This is a genomic window from Curtobacterium sp. PhB137 (assembly GCF_003814955.1).
Classification (GTDB): Bacteria; Actinomycetota; Actinomycetes; order Actinomycetales; family Microbacteriaceae; genus Curtobacterium.
Genome location: NZ_RKQO01000010.1, coordinates 60949 through 74731, shown reverse-complemented (window position 1 = coordinate 74731; position 13783 = coordinate 60949). Strand labels below are relative to the sequence as shown.

Here is a 13783-nt window from a genome sequence, read left to right as displayed (position 1 = left end):
GGCGTCACTGGCCACGTCCATCAGGCCACCGCCCGAAGTGTCGAGTACCGGTTCACGAAGTACGCCTGACCCTTGCCGGTCACCTTCGGTGTCTTGTTCACCGTCACGTGACCGTCGGAGTGCGTGACCGCAGTCTCTTTCACCTTGAAGAGGCCAAGCTCCATGGACCGCTGCGTCGGCATGTTCCAGTCGGTGCCCTTGCGGCGGATCAGATAGCCGTCGTTCCGCAGCATCTCGAACAGGCGGTTCGCGCCGACGTCAGCGCCGTTGCCCTTGAGGATCTTTGCGAGGTCCCCGACGAGGATCGCCGTCGCTGAGGTCGATACTGAGTCGGCGAACAACACCTTCGGGGCATCGGCTGCGACTTTCGCCTCGAGCGCCGCGTTCTGCTCAACGGTGCCAGCGAGCTCGCGGAGTGCTTCGGCGTACGACTTCGGCAGAGTTGGTGTCACTGCGTAGGAGCCAGTACGTCGGATGCTCGGCAGCACCTCGTGCTTGATCCAACGGCGGAACGAATGCGCTTCGGGCTTGCGGCTGGTCCACGTGAGTCCGTAGACACCGGCCTCGCTCACGATGTTGACCTGCTGCGAGCCGCCAAGGGTGTCGGTAGTGCCGACCCCCTTCTCGTCCTCGTCCAGGCGGTTGAGAGCGTCGCGAGCATTGACTATGCCTAGGACGCGGCAGATGTCGGCGGCCACGAACCAGGGCTCACCTGCTTCGCTGATGACGATGCGCACTTCGGCTCCGTCGTAACGGAACACGTCGATCGCGTTCATCACGAAGCTGCCGGGATCTCGCCAGCGAGAAGTGAGTCGATGCTCGACTGGGTCACGTAGATGCGCGATCCCATCCGGATGGTCTTCAGGGGGCAGTCCGGCTGGCGGAGATACCAGCGGAGCCCCGCCTCGGTCTTGCGGAGCTGAGGAGCGGCCTCCGCCACGGTGTTGATTCGGTTAGACATCGGGTTGCCCTTTCCTAGTCGTCTGTGACTTGCTCAGCAAGTAGACCACCGTTCCGAGTCGTTTGCAACTAGATTCCCCGCGTGTTGACTTCAACTAGCGTTGCAGTACAGTCAGGCGGGTGAGCGTTGACGACGAGCAGATCGGTAAGAACTTCACCCGCCTCCGCGGCGACCTTTCGCAGAAGGAGGTGGCGGAGCTGATGCGAGCGCGCGGCTTTCGGTGGTCTCAGGCAACTGTTTGGAGCATCGAGAAGGGGGAACGCCCCCTTCGACTCTCGGAAGCCCAAGCGGTCGTTGAGGTTCTTGGACAGCCGTTCTTCGATCTCACCGCCGACGACGGTGAGGCGGTTGTAGACGCGTGGATGCGTGAGTGCAGCAACGCCAGTAAGGCGCTAGAAGCTGCCGTGGATCGTTTCGAGCAGGCGAGGATGCAGCTTGCCCTTACCTACCGCCACGTCGAGGGCAAGCTGAGGCGCAAGCACGAAGACGGCGGTGGTTGGTTGCGAACGACTGTCGAAGACGTTGTTCGAGAACATCGCGAGCGCGACCGTGGCGACGAAAGCCTCATGGGTCAGTTCGTCGATGCGAACGACCCGTGGCTCATCGCCTACAACGAGACGATCGAGAAGGAGTACCCGAGTGGCGAGCGTCCGGCAGCGTCCTAACGGCTCCTGGCGGGCTCGCTACCGCGACGAGGAAGGCAAGGAACACGCGAAGCACTTCGATCTCAAGCGCGAAGCACAAGCCTGGCTGAACGAGGTCGCTTCCTCGCAGCTCACCGGGACGTATGTGGCGCCGGCAGCAAGTCGCGGCACGCTCGAAGACTTCTACGCCGATTGGTCCAAGGACCAGCTATGGACGCAAAACACCCGGCGCCTCGCGGACCGTGCGGTGGGGGAGTGTTCGTTCCGATCGGTGCCGTTCATGCGCCTTCGACGTTCCCACGGTGAGGCCTACGTGAAGCAGCTCGCGAACCGTCTGGCGCCAACCACCGTGAAGACACGCGTCGCTTACGTCCGGATCGCGCTGCGCGCCGCCATGCTCGATCGTCGGTTGGCGTACGACCCCCTCGAGGGCGTGAAGCTCCCGGCGAAGCGCAAGACTGAACACACGATGCGCCTGCCGTCGCCGGCGGAGGTGCGTGCAATCCGTGGAGCCATTGATCCCGCTTGGGCAGCCTTCGTGGACGTGATGGCCTACGCGGGACTCCGCATCGGCGAGGCCGCAGCCCTCCAAGTCGGGGATATCGACTTCCTGCGGCGGGCCATCCACGTACAGCGTCAGATTCAGAACCGAGTCGGAGCGCTGGACGTGCTTCCGCCAAAGCATGGCTCCGAACGTGTGGTGCCGATCCCTGACGAGCTTGCTCAGCGTCTGTCCCGGCACATTGAGGCGATCGGCGTCCACGGTGACGACCGTTGGATGTTCGGTAGGCCACCGTCCCCGACGGCGCTTCGCCACTACTTTGTGAACGCATGCCGCGCGGCCGGAATCGATGGCATCACACCGCATGACATGCGCCACCATTACGCGTCCGGACTCATCTGGGGCGGGCTCGACGCGGTCGCAGTCTCGCGTGCTCTCGGGCACTCTTCGCCAGCGATCACCCTCGACGTCTACGCGCACATCTGGCCGGACGCTGCGGACCGCACTCGTGCCGCTGCGACCGCCCTGATGAGCTCGACGGCCGATTCTGCGGACGATTTGCGGACTACGGGGTCTTAGGAGCCTCGGTTTCCGCCAACTTGCTGTGGCGTCGCGAGTAGCCGAAGTACACGCCCAGGCCGATCGCGAACCAGACCGCGAACCGCACCCACGTCTCCCACTGCAGGAACGTCACGAGCCACAGCGACGCGATGACGCCGATGATCGGGATGACGGGCATGAACGGCAGCCGGAACTGACGGTCGAGGTCGGGCTGGCGGTAGCGGAGCACGATCACCGCGGAGCAGACCACCACGAACGCGAGCAGGATCCCGATGTTCGTGAGTTCGGCGACGACGCCGATCGGCAGGACGCCCGCCAGGATCGCCGATGCGATGCCGAGGATCCACGTGACGCGGGTCGGGACGTGGCGCTTCGGGTCGGTCTTCGAGAACCACTTCGGCATCAGGCCGTCACGACTCATCGAGAACCAGACGCGGCTGGCGCCGAGCATGAACGTGACGAGCACCGTGACGATGCCGACGATGGCGCCGATCGCGATGACGTTCGCGACACCGCCGAGGCCGACCGACGCGAACGCCGACGAGAAGCCCGAGGCCGGGTCGATGTCCGTGTACTTCTGCATCCCGGTCAGCACCAGGGTCGCCAGCACGTACAGGACCATCGAGATGCCGAGGGACAGCAGGATCGCCTTCGGCATGTGCTTGCGGGCGTCGACGGACTCCTCGGCAGCGGTGGACATGGCGTCGTAGCCGAACACCGCGAAGAACACCGTCGCGGCACCGGTCATCACGCCGCCGAAGCCGAACGGGAAGTAGGGGGAGTAGTTCGCGCTGTTGATGTGGAACACGCCGAGCACGACGATGAGCACGACGAGCGCGACCTTGATGCCGACAGCGACGAACTCGAACCGGGCGGCGCTGCGGATGCCGCGGGTGAGCACGAACGCGGTGACCAGGCACAGGATGATCGCGAAGACGTCGATCACGTGGCCGTCGCCGGTGCCGGGGGCGCCGAGCATCCAGGCGGGCAGGTCGATGCCGAACTGGCCCACCAGGAACCCGACGTAGCCGGAGATGCCGATCGCGACCACCGCCACGATCGCGGTGTACTCGAGCAGCAGGTCCCACCCGATGAACCACCCGACGATCTCGCCGAGCACCGCGTAGCCGTACGTGTACGCACTGCCGGCCTTCGGGATGAGGCCGGCGAACTCGGCGTACGACAACGCTGCAGCGGCACTCGCGACGCCGGCGACCAGGAAACTGATGAGGACCGCTGGACCGGCGACGCCGTTCGCCACGGTGCCGGCGAGGGTGAAGATCCCCGCGCCGATGATGCCGCCGATGCCGATCGCGGTGAGCTGCCAGAGGCCGAGGTGCCGTTTCAGGCCACCCTCGGCTCCGGTGTCGTCATCGATCGTCTCGATGGGCTTCCGTCGGAAGAGCGTGCGTGTCGTCGTCGTCACCCGCCCATGGTGCACCTTGCGGCGGCGCAGTGCACCCCACCCGCCAGCCGGACCGCAGCCGTTCGGCGTAGACACGACCCCATGCGCCATCCCACACGGATCGAACCCGGCCCCGGACAGGAATCGGTCTGGGACTACCCCCGCCCGCCCGCCGTCGAGCCCGTCACCGCCCGCGTCGTCGTCCGGTTCGGCGGCACCGTCGTGGCCGACACGACCGATGCGGTGCGGGTCCTCGAGACCTCGCACCCGCCGGTGTACTACCTGCCGATGGCGGACCTCGACCTCCGCCCCGCCCAGGGGTCGAGCATGTGCGAGTTCAAGGGCCGGGCGCGGTACTTCGACGTGGTCGGCGGGGACGGCACCGTCGCGAGCCGCGCCGCGTGGAACTACCCGACGCCCGAGCCGGGGTACGAGTCGCTCCGGGATCGCGTCGCGATCTACCCGTCGGCGATGGACTCGTGCGAGGTCGGCGGCGAGGTCGTGCAGTCGCAGGACGGCGACTTCTACGGCGGCTGGATCACGTCGGACGTCGTCGGCCCGTTCAAGGGTGCGCCCGGCACGCTCGGCTGGTGACCCGCGTCAGCGGTTCGCGTAGGGCGACCAGAACGGCGGCGGGAACGCCCCGGCGGTCGCGATGACGAGCAGCTGCCAGACGATCATGACCAGGCCGGCCGCGCCGATCACGATGCCGATCCACGCCCAGACCTGCACCGCCCGGCGACGGCGACCGGCGATGACGATCGCCCGCCAGCCGCTCAGCACGCAGACGACGCCGAATGCCGCACCGAGCAGGACGTGCCGGACCGTGCCCTGCGCCGGCACGATGATGCCGAGGTAGAACGCGACCGGGCCGAGCAGCACGGCGAAGGTCGCCGGGGCTGCTGGCGGTTCGTGGTCCCGAGAGGGTGCTCCCATACGTCTGAATGTACCGAGCCGGTCGGGTTCCGTACACGTGCGAGCACCGTCGCCCGGGAGCAGGCACGATGGAGGCATGCGTTCCTTCCTCCGCGTCCTGCTCGGCCTGGCGCTCGTGTTCGCCGGCACGAGTCACCTCACCTTCGCGCGCAAGGAGTTCACGGCCCAGGTTCCGGAGTTCGTGCCGCTGTCCGAGGACACGACCGTGCTGGCCTCCGGTGTCGCCGAGATCACCCTCGGTTCGGCGCTCGTGCTCGCGCCGAAGCCGGCCCGGCGCTTCGTCGGCTCCGTCGCTGCGCTGTTCTTCACGGTGATCTTCCCGGGCAACCTGTCGCAGTGGGTCAACCGCCGCGACGCGTTCGGCCTGGACACCGACGAGAAGCGCGTCGCGCGCCTCTTCGGGCAGCCGCTGCTCATCGCCGTTGCCCTCTGGTCCACGCGCGGCCGGCGGTCCTGATGGACGCGCCCGCCCGGTCGTCCGGTCCGGCTGACGCCGGTTCGGCGCCTCGGTCGGGTCCGGAGTCGGTTCCGGGGGCGCGTCTCGATCCGCTCGGGTCGGCTCCGGCACGGTTCGGACGGGAGGCCCGTCACCCCCTGGCAGGGCGCCGCCGCGTCGCGGACATGGTCGCCTCCATCGCCCTGCTCGTGGTGCTGACGCTCGAAGCGTTGGCAGCGGGGTGGGGCATCAAGCTCATGTCGTTGGCGTTCGTGTCGTGCACTGCCCCGGGGAACACCTGCAACGTGGGGCTCGGGGACTCGGTCGTGACGGTCGGGCCGATCCTGATCGCGCTGGTGCTGGTCGCCTCGATCGTGGTGTGCATCCTGCGGCTGGTGCGGCGTCGGCTGGCGTGGCCGGTCGTGCTCGTCGGGCTGGCCGCCGTCGTCGCGGTGTTCTTCGCGGCGCTGCTCCTCATCGAGAGCTCGGTGACGCACGGCATCTGAGGGGCGCTGCCGTCCCGAGGTTCCGAAATCTCGGCATGTCGGCGCCCTGTTCGTCGAGGTCTGGAACCTCGGCGATCAGCGTGCGGCAGGTCGTGGAACCTCGCCGAGCCGGTCGGGTTCGGACTGGAGGCCCGTCCAGCGTCCTTCTCGCGCTGGTCGAACCCGTGCACCGCGACGACCGCGGGGGCGTCGGGATCGCCGAAGTTCCTCCACAGGTGGCTGCGGCGGCGAGGTTGTCCACAGATGGACACGATGGCCGTCGGTGGGCGGGCCGGGTTCGCAACGCTGGAGTCATGCCTGACACCGACACCCTCGACCGCCTGATCCGAACCCCTGTCCGTACCGACGACGACGTCGTCCAACTCGTCGCCGCCCTGGTCGACCGCCCGGTGCGCCGGCAGTGCTGGGTGGTGTTCCTCGACGAGCTCGGGATGTCGATCCCGTTCCTGCTGCCCATCGCGGACCTGCCCTACCAACCGGACGAGCACGTCAGCGACTTCGCGTCGTTGATCTCCGAGATCGTCGGGCAGCTCGGCGCGGTCGACGTCGTCCTCGCGTGGGAGCGGCCCGGTGTCGACCGCGTGCACCCGGTCGACTGGGAGTGGGTCGACGCGTGCGCCTGCGCCCTCGACGAGCACGCGATCCGGCTGCGCGCGCAGGTCATCGTCCACGACGGCGGTGCCGCGATGATCGAACTCGACGAGCACGACCAGGACGAGGACGTCGCGTGACCGGCGCGCCCAGCGGTCGCGTGACCGGTCAGCCCTGCGGGGCGGTGTCCGGCACGGTCTCGCCCGTCAGCCCCTCGACGACGGCCTTCGCCGCCGGCCAGGACTTCGCGTAGTGCTCGGGGTCCGAGTTGATCTGCACCGCGTGCGCCATCTGCGTCGGCGTCATCGTCTTCCAACCGGGGACCTTGACGAGCTTCGCGTAGAACATCGACGCCGCCGTGTACGGGTCCATCCGCTGCTCGTACGTGCCCCAGGCGCCGTTGTCGCGCTGCTGGAACAGTCCGCGGCTGTCCGGTCCCGCAGCGTCGCCGTGGTCCAGGTTCACCAGACTCGACTCGCCGATCGCCGTCATGACCCCGACGGCCTGGGTGTGCGGCCCGATGCCGACCGCCTTCGCGGCCTGGATCACCGACGCGGCGTTCACCAGACGGTCCTGGCAGAAGCCCGCGATGGGGCCGGCGGGGACGACCATGCCGCCGACGGTCTTCGAGGCGACCTTCGGGCACGTGGGGGTGGCGTCGGCGGCGCTGGACTTCGCGATGCCGGCGATCGAGTTGACAGCGATCACGACGAGCACCACGACCCCGATACCGACGACCACGATGCCGGCGCCGAACACCGACGCGAGCGTGATGCCGACACGGCGCATGACGGGACCTCTCGACGGACGGGGCAGGGCAGGCGGAGCACGACGAGCGTACGGGCGCCGCCTGAGAACCGCACCCGCCCGATCGGGGGTCGCTGTGACGCACTGACGGTCCTGGTGCGCCGAACACGGGGTTCGTGCACCAGGACCGTCAGTCCCGACGTCAGCGTCGGTGTCGGCGCGACCTGTTCCGACCCCATCCGCCGGCGGACAGGGAGACGAGCGCGATTGCGGCGATGACGATCGTCCAGATGACGGCGGTCGCGTCCATCAGACGTCGCGGTGGTCGTACGGCGGGTGCTGCACCTTCGTCGGTTCGGTGACCAGGCCGGTCGGGGCCTTCTCGGGCTGCTTGCGACCGTGCGTGAACCAGGTCAGGATCCACAGCAGCACACCCAGGGCCAGCAGTGCACCGGCGATCTGGTACTGCTGCGGGTCACGGCCGGACGAGAACGGCAGCACGAGCCACAGACACGTGATGATGCCGATGACGGGGATGATCACGCCGGCTCGGAAGTGCTTGTGGTCGACCTTGTCGCGGCGGAGCACGAGCACCGTCAGGTTCACGACGGCGAACACGGTGAGCAGCAGGAGCGAGGTCGTGCCACCGAGGACCACCACGATCGGGGAGTCCGGGTCGAGCGAGACCCAACCGATGAGCAGCAGGGAGATCGCGGTGGTGAAGACGATCGCGTTCGACGGGGTGCGACGAGCGGGGGAGATGCGGGCCAGGAAGCCCGGCAGCACGCCCTGCTTGCTCATGCCGTACAGCAGTCGCGACGCCATCATCATGTTGATCAGGGCGGTGTTGGCCACGGCGAACATCGAGATGAACGGCAGCAGGTCGGCGATCGGGAAGTCCGGGGCGGCGGTCTGCACGACGGTCACGAGCGGGGTCTCGTTGCCGGCGAGCTCACCGATCGGCACGACGGCCACGGCGCAGATCGACACGAGCGTGTAGATCACGGCCGTGATGCCGAGGCCGGTGAGCATCACCTTCGGGAAGATGCGCGAGGGGTCCTTGGTCTCCTCGGCCATGTTCACCGAGTCCTCGAAGCCGACCATCGCGAAGAACGCCAGCGACGTCGCCGTGGAGATCGACATGAGCAGGGTCTTGTCCTCCGGGGTCTCGAACATCACCACCCGCGAGAAGTCCGCGTTGCCGCCCGCGATCGCCCAGAAGCCGATCAGGATCACCATGACGAGACCGGACAGCTCGACCAGGGTGAGGACCACGTTCGTCTTCACGCTCTCACTGACACCGCGGAAGTTGATCGCCATCACCGCGAGCATGAAGCCCATGGCGATGAGCATCACGACGGCGTTCGGCAACTCGAGGCCGAACCCGACGCCGAGGTTGGCAGCGAACGCCCGCGACGCCGTCGACGCCGAGGTGATGCCGGAACACATCACGATGAAGGTCACGATGAAGGTGATGAAGTGGACGCCGAACGCCTTGTGCACGTAGAGCGCAGCGCCCGCGGTCTGCGGGTACTTCGTGACGAGTTCCAGGTACGAGAACGCCGTCAGCAGGGCGACTGCGAAGGCGATGAGGAAGGGGAGCCACGCTGCTCCTCCGACCTCTGCCGCGACCTGACCGGTGAGCGCGTAGACGCCCGTTCCCAGGATGTCGCCGACGATGAACAGCAGCAGGAGCTTGGGACCGATGACCCTGCGGAGCTCGGGCTGCTCCTGCTGTGGTCGGTCCGTCTTGGTGGTGGCCATGCGTCACCCTTGCGCGCGAGACGCCTTGCTGTCTAGTCCCACAGGAAGGTTTCTCGCGATCGCAACACGGTCGCTCGGCGACGGATACTCTCCGGGCCATGGACCACGAGTCGAACACCACCGAAGAGCCCGTCGAGTTCGCCGACTTCAACTCGAAGCTGCTGGTGCTCGACGTCCTCTGCTACGACCTCGACGTGCTCGACCCCTACGACCCGGAGACGGCCGACGAGACGGACGAGGACCTCGACGTCGACGGCCAGGACGACCGGGCCCGTGAGTACTACGACGACCTGGAACTCCTGCCGTCGCACCTGTCGCTCGTCACGGAGCTCACCGTCGACACCGAGCTCGAGGTGCTCCAGGACGTGCACCCCGGGTGGGAGGGCTCCGACGACCGCTTCGACCCGCAGAACTGGGACGACGTCCTCGACCTGCCGGCCCTCCGCACGGTGTACGCAGCTGCGCCGCTGCCCGCCCACGTCGCCGAGGCCCTGGCCGCGAAGGGCGTCGAGGTCCGCTCGGCCTGACGGAGGGACCGGCGCAGGGAACTACAGCGAGCGGTCCAACGCTCGCAACTGCTCGGTGAACTGCTTCGCGCCGCCCTGCGCGGGGTGCCGGACGGCGATCGCCTCGATGCCGGCCAACGCGAGCGCACCCTGGGCCTTCCGCCCCACCGCGACCACCCGGACCCGGTCGACGCCACCGAGTGCCTCGAGCAGTGCGAGGGCGACCGATGCTCCCGACCGCACCTCGGCCGGACGGGGTGTGCGGTTCGTCAGCCGGTCCGGGGCGACGAACGGGTGGTGCGGGAAGATCGCCCACGCCACGGGGAGCGCCTCGGTCCAGTCGGACAGTGCCGCCTGCACCACACGTGATGAGGCCTCCCACGGAGCGGTCGGCTCCGGCGGCACCAGGTAGTCGGCGCCGAACCGGTCCGTCCCGAGCTCGCGCATGCTCGTGAACGGGATGCCGGTGTTCGTCATGCCGCGCCACCCGGGTGCCTCGGCCACGAGCAGGGTGTCCGCCGCCGGCCCGTACTGCTCCAGGTACCGCTGCAGGTTCGACCGGCGCAGCCGCCCCTCGGCCGAACCGAGGTCGTACAGTGCCTCGGCGTCCGCGGCCGCGGGCACGGAGTCGAGCGCCGCCCAGAACGCGTCGAACGCCGTCATCTCACGATCCGACCCGCGACCCGCGGCCGAGCACCCGGCGGTACACGTCCTCGAGCCCCGAAGCCGACCGCTCCCAGCTCAGACGCTCCGCGTGCTCCCGCCCGGCCGAGGACAGCGCGGCCGCGTACCCGGAGTCCGTCAGGATCCGCTCGATCTCGGCAGCCCACACCGACGGCTCACGGGACTCGAGCACGACACCCGTCTCACCGTCGACCACGGCCTCACGCAGCCCCCCGGCAGCCGCGGCCACGACCGGCACCCCGGACGCCGAGCCCTCCAACGCCACGAGGCCGTACGTCTCGGAGTGCGACGGCACCAGCACGGCTGCCGCGCCACGGAACAGGAACGCCAGGTCGGCACGCGACTGCGGCCCGATGAAGGTGACGCGGTCGGCGATGCCACGCGCGGCGGCGAGCCGACGCAGTTCGTCCACGTAGTCACCCGCCTCGCTCGAGGCGTCCCCGGCGATGACCAAGGTGGGACGGGCCTCCTGGCTGATGCCCGCGATCGCCTCGATGGCCAGGTCGAGTCCCTTCAACGGCTGCACGCGAGCCGCCGCGACGACGTAGGGCGTGGCAGCCCGGCGCGCACCGGCGGCCGCCGGACGGAAGACCGACCCGTCGACCCCGGGCGGCACGATCCAGATGCGCGCGTCGGCGCCGCCGAGCCGCGACCGGACCGTCGACGCCTCCGCCTCGGAGACCACGACGACCGCATCGGACTCACGCGCCAGCTGCTGCTCGCCCGTGATGCGCCCGGCGGACTCGGGCCGCTCACCCTCGGACAGCGGCGTCTCGGGGTCGGCGGCGATCGAGTGGAACGACTGCACGTGGGGGATGCCACGCTCACGGGCGACCGGCAGGGCAGCGGCACCGGAGAACCAGTGGTGCGAGTGCAGGACGTCGAACGGCCCGAGCTGCTCGAGCTCGTGGCGGAACGGCTCGATGAACGCGTCGTGCTCGCCCTTCGGCACCGGCTCCGCCGGACCCGCCGACAGGAACCGCAGGCACACACCCGGCACGAGCGACACCGAGTCCGGCTGCGTCGGCGCCGAACGCCGCGTGATGATGTCGACGTGGTGGCCACGATCGGCCAACGCCTCGGCCTGGTGCCGGACGACGACGTTCATGCCGCCGACCTCGCCCGAGCCGGGTTCGTCTCCGGGGGAGGTGTGCAGCGACACCAGCCCGATGTGCAGGGGTTCGCTCGTCGTGCTCACCGGTCAACCCTAGCCGCGCGTGCCCCGCTGCGACGGGCGCGCGGGCGCCACGACGACCGGCCGGCGGCCCGCCTCGTCCACCGGGTCGGACGGGAGGCTGGGCCCACGCCGCCGGTTCCCGGGCGACGCGCCAGCGGCGTCCGGGCCGTGCTGGTGGGGGACATCACCTCCCAGGATCTGCACGCGCTGGTCGCCGTGACGCTCCCAGAACGCCGCCGTCCAGGCGCACAGGGCGCCGTCGAGCAGGTCCTCGCGGTGCTTGTGCGTCGGGCCGTGGAGCACTGACGGGTCGGCGAGGCTCGCCGTCAGCGGATATGAGTCGAGCTGCAACGGCGGGTCGAGCGGGGTCTCGCGTAAGCGCCGGACGAGCTCGTCGAAGGCCTCGGCGCGGCGTGCCCGGGCCTCGGCTGCCGGCACCCTGAGGTCCAGGCGCTTGTACCGGGGCCGCTCGACGTCGTACCCGAGCTCCTCGACGCCGACCAGGGTCGTGTACGGGTAGCACTCGAACATCGCCGGCCCGGTCCTGGCGTGCATGGATGCCGTGTCGGACACGTACTCGACGCCCAATGCGGTGAGCCGGTCGAGCAGGCTGGCGCCGGCGCTCGCCGCAGACGCCTGGTTCGTCGGGTTCGCCGCGACCTTCCACCGGCCGTAGCGCTGTCCGACCTGCCGTTCGGATTCGCGGATGCCGGTTGGGTTCGTCACGACGAGCGATGCGTCGACGGCGATGAGCGACCGCGGTCCGAGGCGCTCCGCGATCCAGGTCGTGACGTCGTCGACCCCGCGGGCCCATCCGGCGTCGGTGATCGTGCCGTCGGACTCCATCGCGACCAGCCCGGTCTCGTTGGGCGCGCGGCCCGCGGTGCCGAGTCCCCACGCCAGGTCCACTCCGAGGTACGCGCTCACCCGTCCATCGTGCACCGAGTACCTTCCGCTGCATGGCGAGCGAAGCGACGACGGTGCGGGTGCCCGGGCCCGACGGGGACCGCGAGGTCCGGATCAGCAGCCCCTCCCGCGTGCTCTGGCCGGACGCCGGGATCACGAAGGCCGACCTCGCCGAGTACCTGGTGACGGTGGGCGACGCCTTCGTCCGCGCGAACGGCGACCGACCGATCTCGCTGCAGCGGTTCCCGGGCGGCGTCGACGGCGAGCAGTTCTTCTCGAAGAACCCGCCGAAGGGTGCCCCCGACTACGTGCGGTCGGTCACGGTGACGTACCCGAGCGGCCGGAAGCACCCGCAGCTCGTCATCGACGAGCCGGCCGTCGCGGTGTGGGCCGCGCAGATGAACACCGTGGTCTTCCACCCGTGGGCCTCGCGCGCCGAGGACAGCGACCACCCGGACCAGCTCCGCATCGACCTGGACCCGCAGCCCGGCACGGACTTCTCGGACACGGTGCCCGTGGCGCAGGAGCTCCGGAAGGTCCTGGACGAAGCGGGTCTGGCGGCGTGGATCAAGACGAGCGGCAACCGCGGTCTGCACGTGTTCGCCCCGATCGCACCCGAGCATGAGTTCCTCGACGTCCGGCACGCCGTGATCGCGGCCGCCCGAGAACTCGAACGGCGGATGCCCGACCGGGTCACGACGGCGTGGTGGAAGGAGGAGCGAGGCCAACGGGTCTTCGTCGACTTCAACCAGGCGAACCGTGACCGCACGATGGCGGGTGCCTACAGCCCACGGGCGCTGGCGCACGCCTCGGTGTCGACGCCGATCATGTGGGACGAGCTGCCGACGGCGGACCCGACGGCGTTCACGATCCGGACCGTTCCCGAGCGCCTGGCGACGATCGGTGACCCGTGGCAGGCGATGCACGACGAGTCGGCGAGCATCGCGCCGTTGCTGGCGTGGTGGGAGCGCGACCTGGAGAACGGCGAGGGTGAACTGCCGTTCCCGCCGGACTTCCCGAAGATGCCGGGCGAGCCGCCGCGCGTGCAACCGTCCCGAGCGAAAAAGTCCTGACCCGAGCCAGCGGGGACCGTCAGACGGCGGGCAGCGTGTCCGTCGAGCGGTCGGGGTCGTCGACGCGGGACGTCTGCATCGGCAGTCCGACGCTCGCGGTGTGCAGGCGGGTCAGGCGCGACCAGGTGCCGCGGTGCGCGTCGCTGATGCCGTCGACGATCACGAGCCCAGGCCGATCGTGACGAGTGCGAGCGCGGTGGCGGTCACGCCGGCGATGGCGCTGATGACCGCACTGAGCTGCAGGGTGCGCTGGCGGCGTGCCTCGCGCACCTCGGTGAAGGGGTTCCGCTGCGAGTGGCGGACAAGCGTGCTGGTGCTCATGTCGATCCGCTTTCGGTCCTGGGGCTCCCGGGATGGGTGCCTCGTGCTGCTGGTCTCCATCGT

18 protein-coding genes and 1 pseudogene are annotated in these 13783 nt (G+C 69.2%); 8 read left to right on the top strand and 11 right to left on the bottom strand.

The genetic code is table 11. The features are described 5' to 3' along the window. Positions 1–20: 20 nt before the first annotated feature. Together EDF28_RS17685 and EDF28_RS17680 are read right to left on the bottom strand one after the other, a co-directional pair. Positions 21–776, bottom strand: coding sequence for a phage antirepressor (locus tag EDF28_RS17685; protein ID WP_123939219.1), 756 nt, complete (start codon positions 774–776; stop codon positions 21–23). Continuing rightward, positions 776–961, bottom strand: coding sequence for a hypothetical protein (locus EDF28_RS17680; protein ID WP_123939218.1), 186 nt, complete (start codon positions 959–961; stop codon positions 776–778). Before EDF28_RS17680 ends, EDF28_RS17685 begins: the two co-directional genes overlap by 1 nt. Positions 962–1080: 119 nt before the next feature. Here EDF28_RS17680 and EDF28_RS17675 point away from each other — a divergent pair, with 119 nt between their 5' ends. Together EDF28_RS17675 and EDF28_RS17670 are read left to right on the top strand one after the other, a co-directional pair. After that, on the top strand, positions 1081–1626 hold the full coding sequence (locus EDF28_RS17675) for a helix-turn-helix domain-containing protein (RefSeq protein WP_123939217.1): 546 nt from the start codon (positions 1081–1083) through the stop codon (positions 1624–1626). Beyond that, positions 1601–2686 (top strand): site-specific integrase, encoded by a 1086-nt coding sequence (locus tag EDF28_RS17670; RefSeq protein WP_260155078.1) that lies wholly within the window; start codon positions 1601–1603, stop codon positions 2684–2686. The genes EDF28_RS17675 and EDF28_RS17670 overlap by 26 nt, the downstream gene beginning before the upstream one ends. Here the strand turns inward: EDF28_RS17670 and EDF28_RS17665 are convergent. Beyond that, positions 2673–4094, bottom strand: coding sequence for an amino acid permease (locus EDF28_RS17665; RefSeq protein ID WP_123939215.1), 1422 nt, complete (start codon positions 4092–4094; stop codon positions 2673–2675). The genes EDF28_RS17670 and EDF28_RS17665 overlap by 14 nt on opposite strands. A gap of 81 nt (positions 4095–4175) precedes the next feature. Between EDF28_RS17665 and EDF28_RS17660 the strand changes: the two genes are divergently transcribed. Beyond that, positions 4176–4667, top strand: coding sequence for a DUF427 domain-containing protein (locus tag EDF28_RS17660; RefSeq protein ID WP_123292406.1), 492 nt, complete (start codon positions 4176–4178; stop codon positions 4665–4667). Between the two features lie 6 nt (positions 4668–4673). Here the strand turns inward: EDF28_RS17660 and EDF28_RS17655 are convergent, their stop codons facing one another. After that, complete coding sequence (locus EDF28_RS17655; RefSeq protein ID WP_123939214.1) at positions 4674–5009, bottom strand: hypothetical protein; 336 nt, start codon at positions 5007–5009, stop codon at positions 4674–4676. A gap of 76 nt (positions 5010–5085) precedes the next feature. On the opposite strand from EDF28_RS17655, the gene EDF28_RS19635 reads away from it, so the two are divergent. From EDF28_RS19635 to EDF28_RS17640, 3 genes and pseudogenes are all read left to right on the top strand, one after another. Then, positions 5086–5466: a hypothetical protein gene (locus EDF28_RS19635; RefSeq protein WP_123939213.1), complete on the top strand. Its 381-nt coding sequence runs from the start codon at positions 5086–5088 to the stop codon at positions 5464–5466. Beyond that, positions 5433–5951: pseudogene (locus EDF28_RS19450) on the top strand (DUF6264 family protein); the annotation flags it as partial. The gene EDF28_RS19635 and the pseudogene EDF28_RS19450, both read left to right, overlap by 34 nt. A 293-nt stretch (positions 5952–6244) precedes the next feature. Next, positions 6245–6682 (top strand): hypothetical protein, encoded by a 438-nt coding sequence (locus EDF28_RS17640; RefSeq protein WP_123939211.1) that lies wholly within the window; start codon positions 6245–6247, stop codon positions 6680–6682. 28 nt (positions 6683–6710) lie between these two features. Here EDF28_RS17640 and EDF28_RS17635 read toward each other — a convergent pair whose 3' ends face one another. Together EDF28_RS17635 and EDF28_RS17630 are read right to left on the bottom strand one after the other, a co-directional pair. Next, on the bottom strand, positions 6711–7331 hold the full coding sequence (locus EDF28_RS17635) for a hypothetical protein (RefSeq protein WP_123340324.1): 621 nt from the start codon (positions 7329–7331) through the stop codon (positions 6711–6713). 267 nt (positions 7332–7598) lie between these two features. Beyond that, positions 7599–9053 (bottom strand): APC family permease, encoded by a 1455-nt coding sequence (locus EDF28_RS17630; RefSeq protein WP_123939210.1) that lies wholly within the window; start codon positions 9051–9053, stop codon positions 7599–7601. 98 nt (positions 9054–9151) lie between these two features. On the opposite strand from EDF28_RS17630, the gene EDF28_RS17625 reads away from it, so the two are divergent. Further along, positions 9152–9580 (top strand): DUF6892 domain-containing protein, encoded by a 429-nt coding sequence (locus tag EDF28_RS17625; protein ID WP_123939209.1) that lies wholly within the window; start codon positions 9152–9154, stop codon positions 9578–9580. Positions 9581–9601: 21 nt separating this feature from the next. Here the strand turns inward: EDF28_RS17625 and EDF28_RS17620 are convergent, their stop codons facing one another. The 3 genes from EDF28_RS17620 to EDF28_RS17610 are packed head-to-tail and all read right to left on the bottom strand — an operon-like array spanning position 9602 to position 12347. Beyond that, entirely contained in the window at positions 9602–10222 is a 621-nt protein-coding gene (locus EDF28_RS17620; protein WP_123939208.1) for a uracil-DNA glycosylase, read from the bottom strand. Position 10223: 1 nt separating this feature from the next. Continuing rightward, a complete protein-coding gene (locus EDF28_RS17615) occupies positions 10224–11441 on the bottom strand; it encodes a glycosyltransferase (protein WP_123939207.1) in 1218 nt (405 codons plus the stop codon). A gap of 9 nt (positions 11442–11450) precedes the next feature. Next, positions 11451–12347: a DUF429 domain-containing protein gene (locus EDF28_RS17610; protein ID WP_185094287.1), complete on the bottom strand. Its 897-nt coding sequence runs from the start codon at positions 12345–12347 to the stop codon at positions 11451–11453. A gap of 32 nt (positions 12348–12379) precedes the next feature. Between EDF28_RS17610 and ligD the strand changes: the two genes are divergently transcribed. Further along, complete coding sequence (gene ligD, locus EDF28_RS17605) at positions 12380–13399, top strand: non-homologous end-joining DNA ligase (protein WP_123939205.1); 1020 nt, start codon at positions 12380–12382, stop codon at positions 13397–13399. Between the two features lie 19 nt (positions 13400–13418). On the opposite strand, the gene EDF28_RS19335 is transcribed toward ligD, so the two are convergent. Together EDF28_RS19335 and EDF28_RS19330 are read right to left on the bottom strand one after the other, a co-directional pair. Beyond that, the gene (locus tag EDF28_RS19335; RefSeq protein WP_159573682.1) at positions 13419–13562 is read right to left on the bottom strand and encodes a hypothetical protein; all 144 of its coding nucleotides are present in this window, start codon (positions 13560–13562) and stop codon (positions 13419–13421) included. Further along, positions 13559–13720: a hypothetical protein gene (locus tag EDF28_RS19330; protein ID WP_159573681.1), complete on the bottom strand. Its 162-nt coding sequence runs from the start codon at positions 13718–13720 to the stop codon at positions 13559–13561. The genes EDF28_RS19335 and EDF28_RS19330 overlap by 4 nt, the downstream gene beginning before the upstream one ends. Positions 13721–13783 lie beyond the last annotated feature (63 nt).

Coding starts and splice junctions, on each gene's coding strand:
- EDF28_RS17685 (WP_123939219.1), bottom strand. CDS start 776: ATGAACGCGATCGACGTGTTCCGTTACGACGGAGCCGAAGTGCGCATC.
- EDF28_RS17680 (WP_123939218.1), bottom strand. CDS start 961: ATGTCTAACCGAATCAACACCGTGGCGGAGGCCGCTCCTCAGCTCCGC.
- EDF28_RS17660 (WP_123292406.1), top strand. CDS start 4,176: ATGCGCCATCCCACACGGATCGAACCCGGCCCCGGACAGGAATCGGTC.
- EDF28_RS17655 (WP_123939214.1), bottom strand. CDS start 5,009: ATGGGAGCACCCTCTCGGGACCACGAACCGCCAGCAGCCCCGGCGACC.
- EDF28_RS19635 (WP_123939213.1), top strand. CDS start 5,086: ATGCGTTCCTTCCTCCGCGTCCTGCTCGGCCTGGCGCTCGTGTTCGCC.
- EDF28_RS17640 (WP_123939211.1), top strand. CDS start 6,245: ATGCCTGACACCGACACCCTCGACCGCCTGATCCGAACCCCTGTCCGT.
- EDF28_RS17635 (WP_123340324.1), bottom strand. CDS start 7,331: ATGCGCCGTGTCGGCATCACGCTCGCGTCGGTGTTCGGCGCCGGCATC.
- EDF28_RS17630 (WP_123939210.1), bottom strand. CDS start 9,053: ATGGCCACCACCAAGACGGACCGACCACAGCAGGAGCAGCCCGAGCTC.
- EDF28_RS17625 (WP_123939209.1), top strand. CDS start 9,152: ATGGACCACGAGTCGAACACCACCGAAGAGCCCGTCGAGTTCGCCGAC.
- EDF28_RS17620 (WP_123939208.1), bottom strand. CDS start 10,222: ATGACGGCGTTCGACGCGTTCTGGGCGGCGCTCGACTCCGTGCCCGCG.
- ligD (WP_123939205.1), top strand. CDS start 12,380: ATGGCGAGCGAAGCGACGACGGTGCGGGTGCCCGGGCCCGACGGGGAC.
- EDF28_RS19330 (WP_159573681.1), bottom strand. CDS start 13,720: ATGAGCACCAGCACGCTTGTCCGCCACTCGCAGCGGAACCCCTTCACC.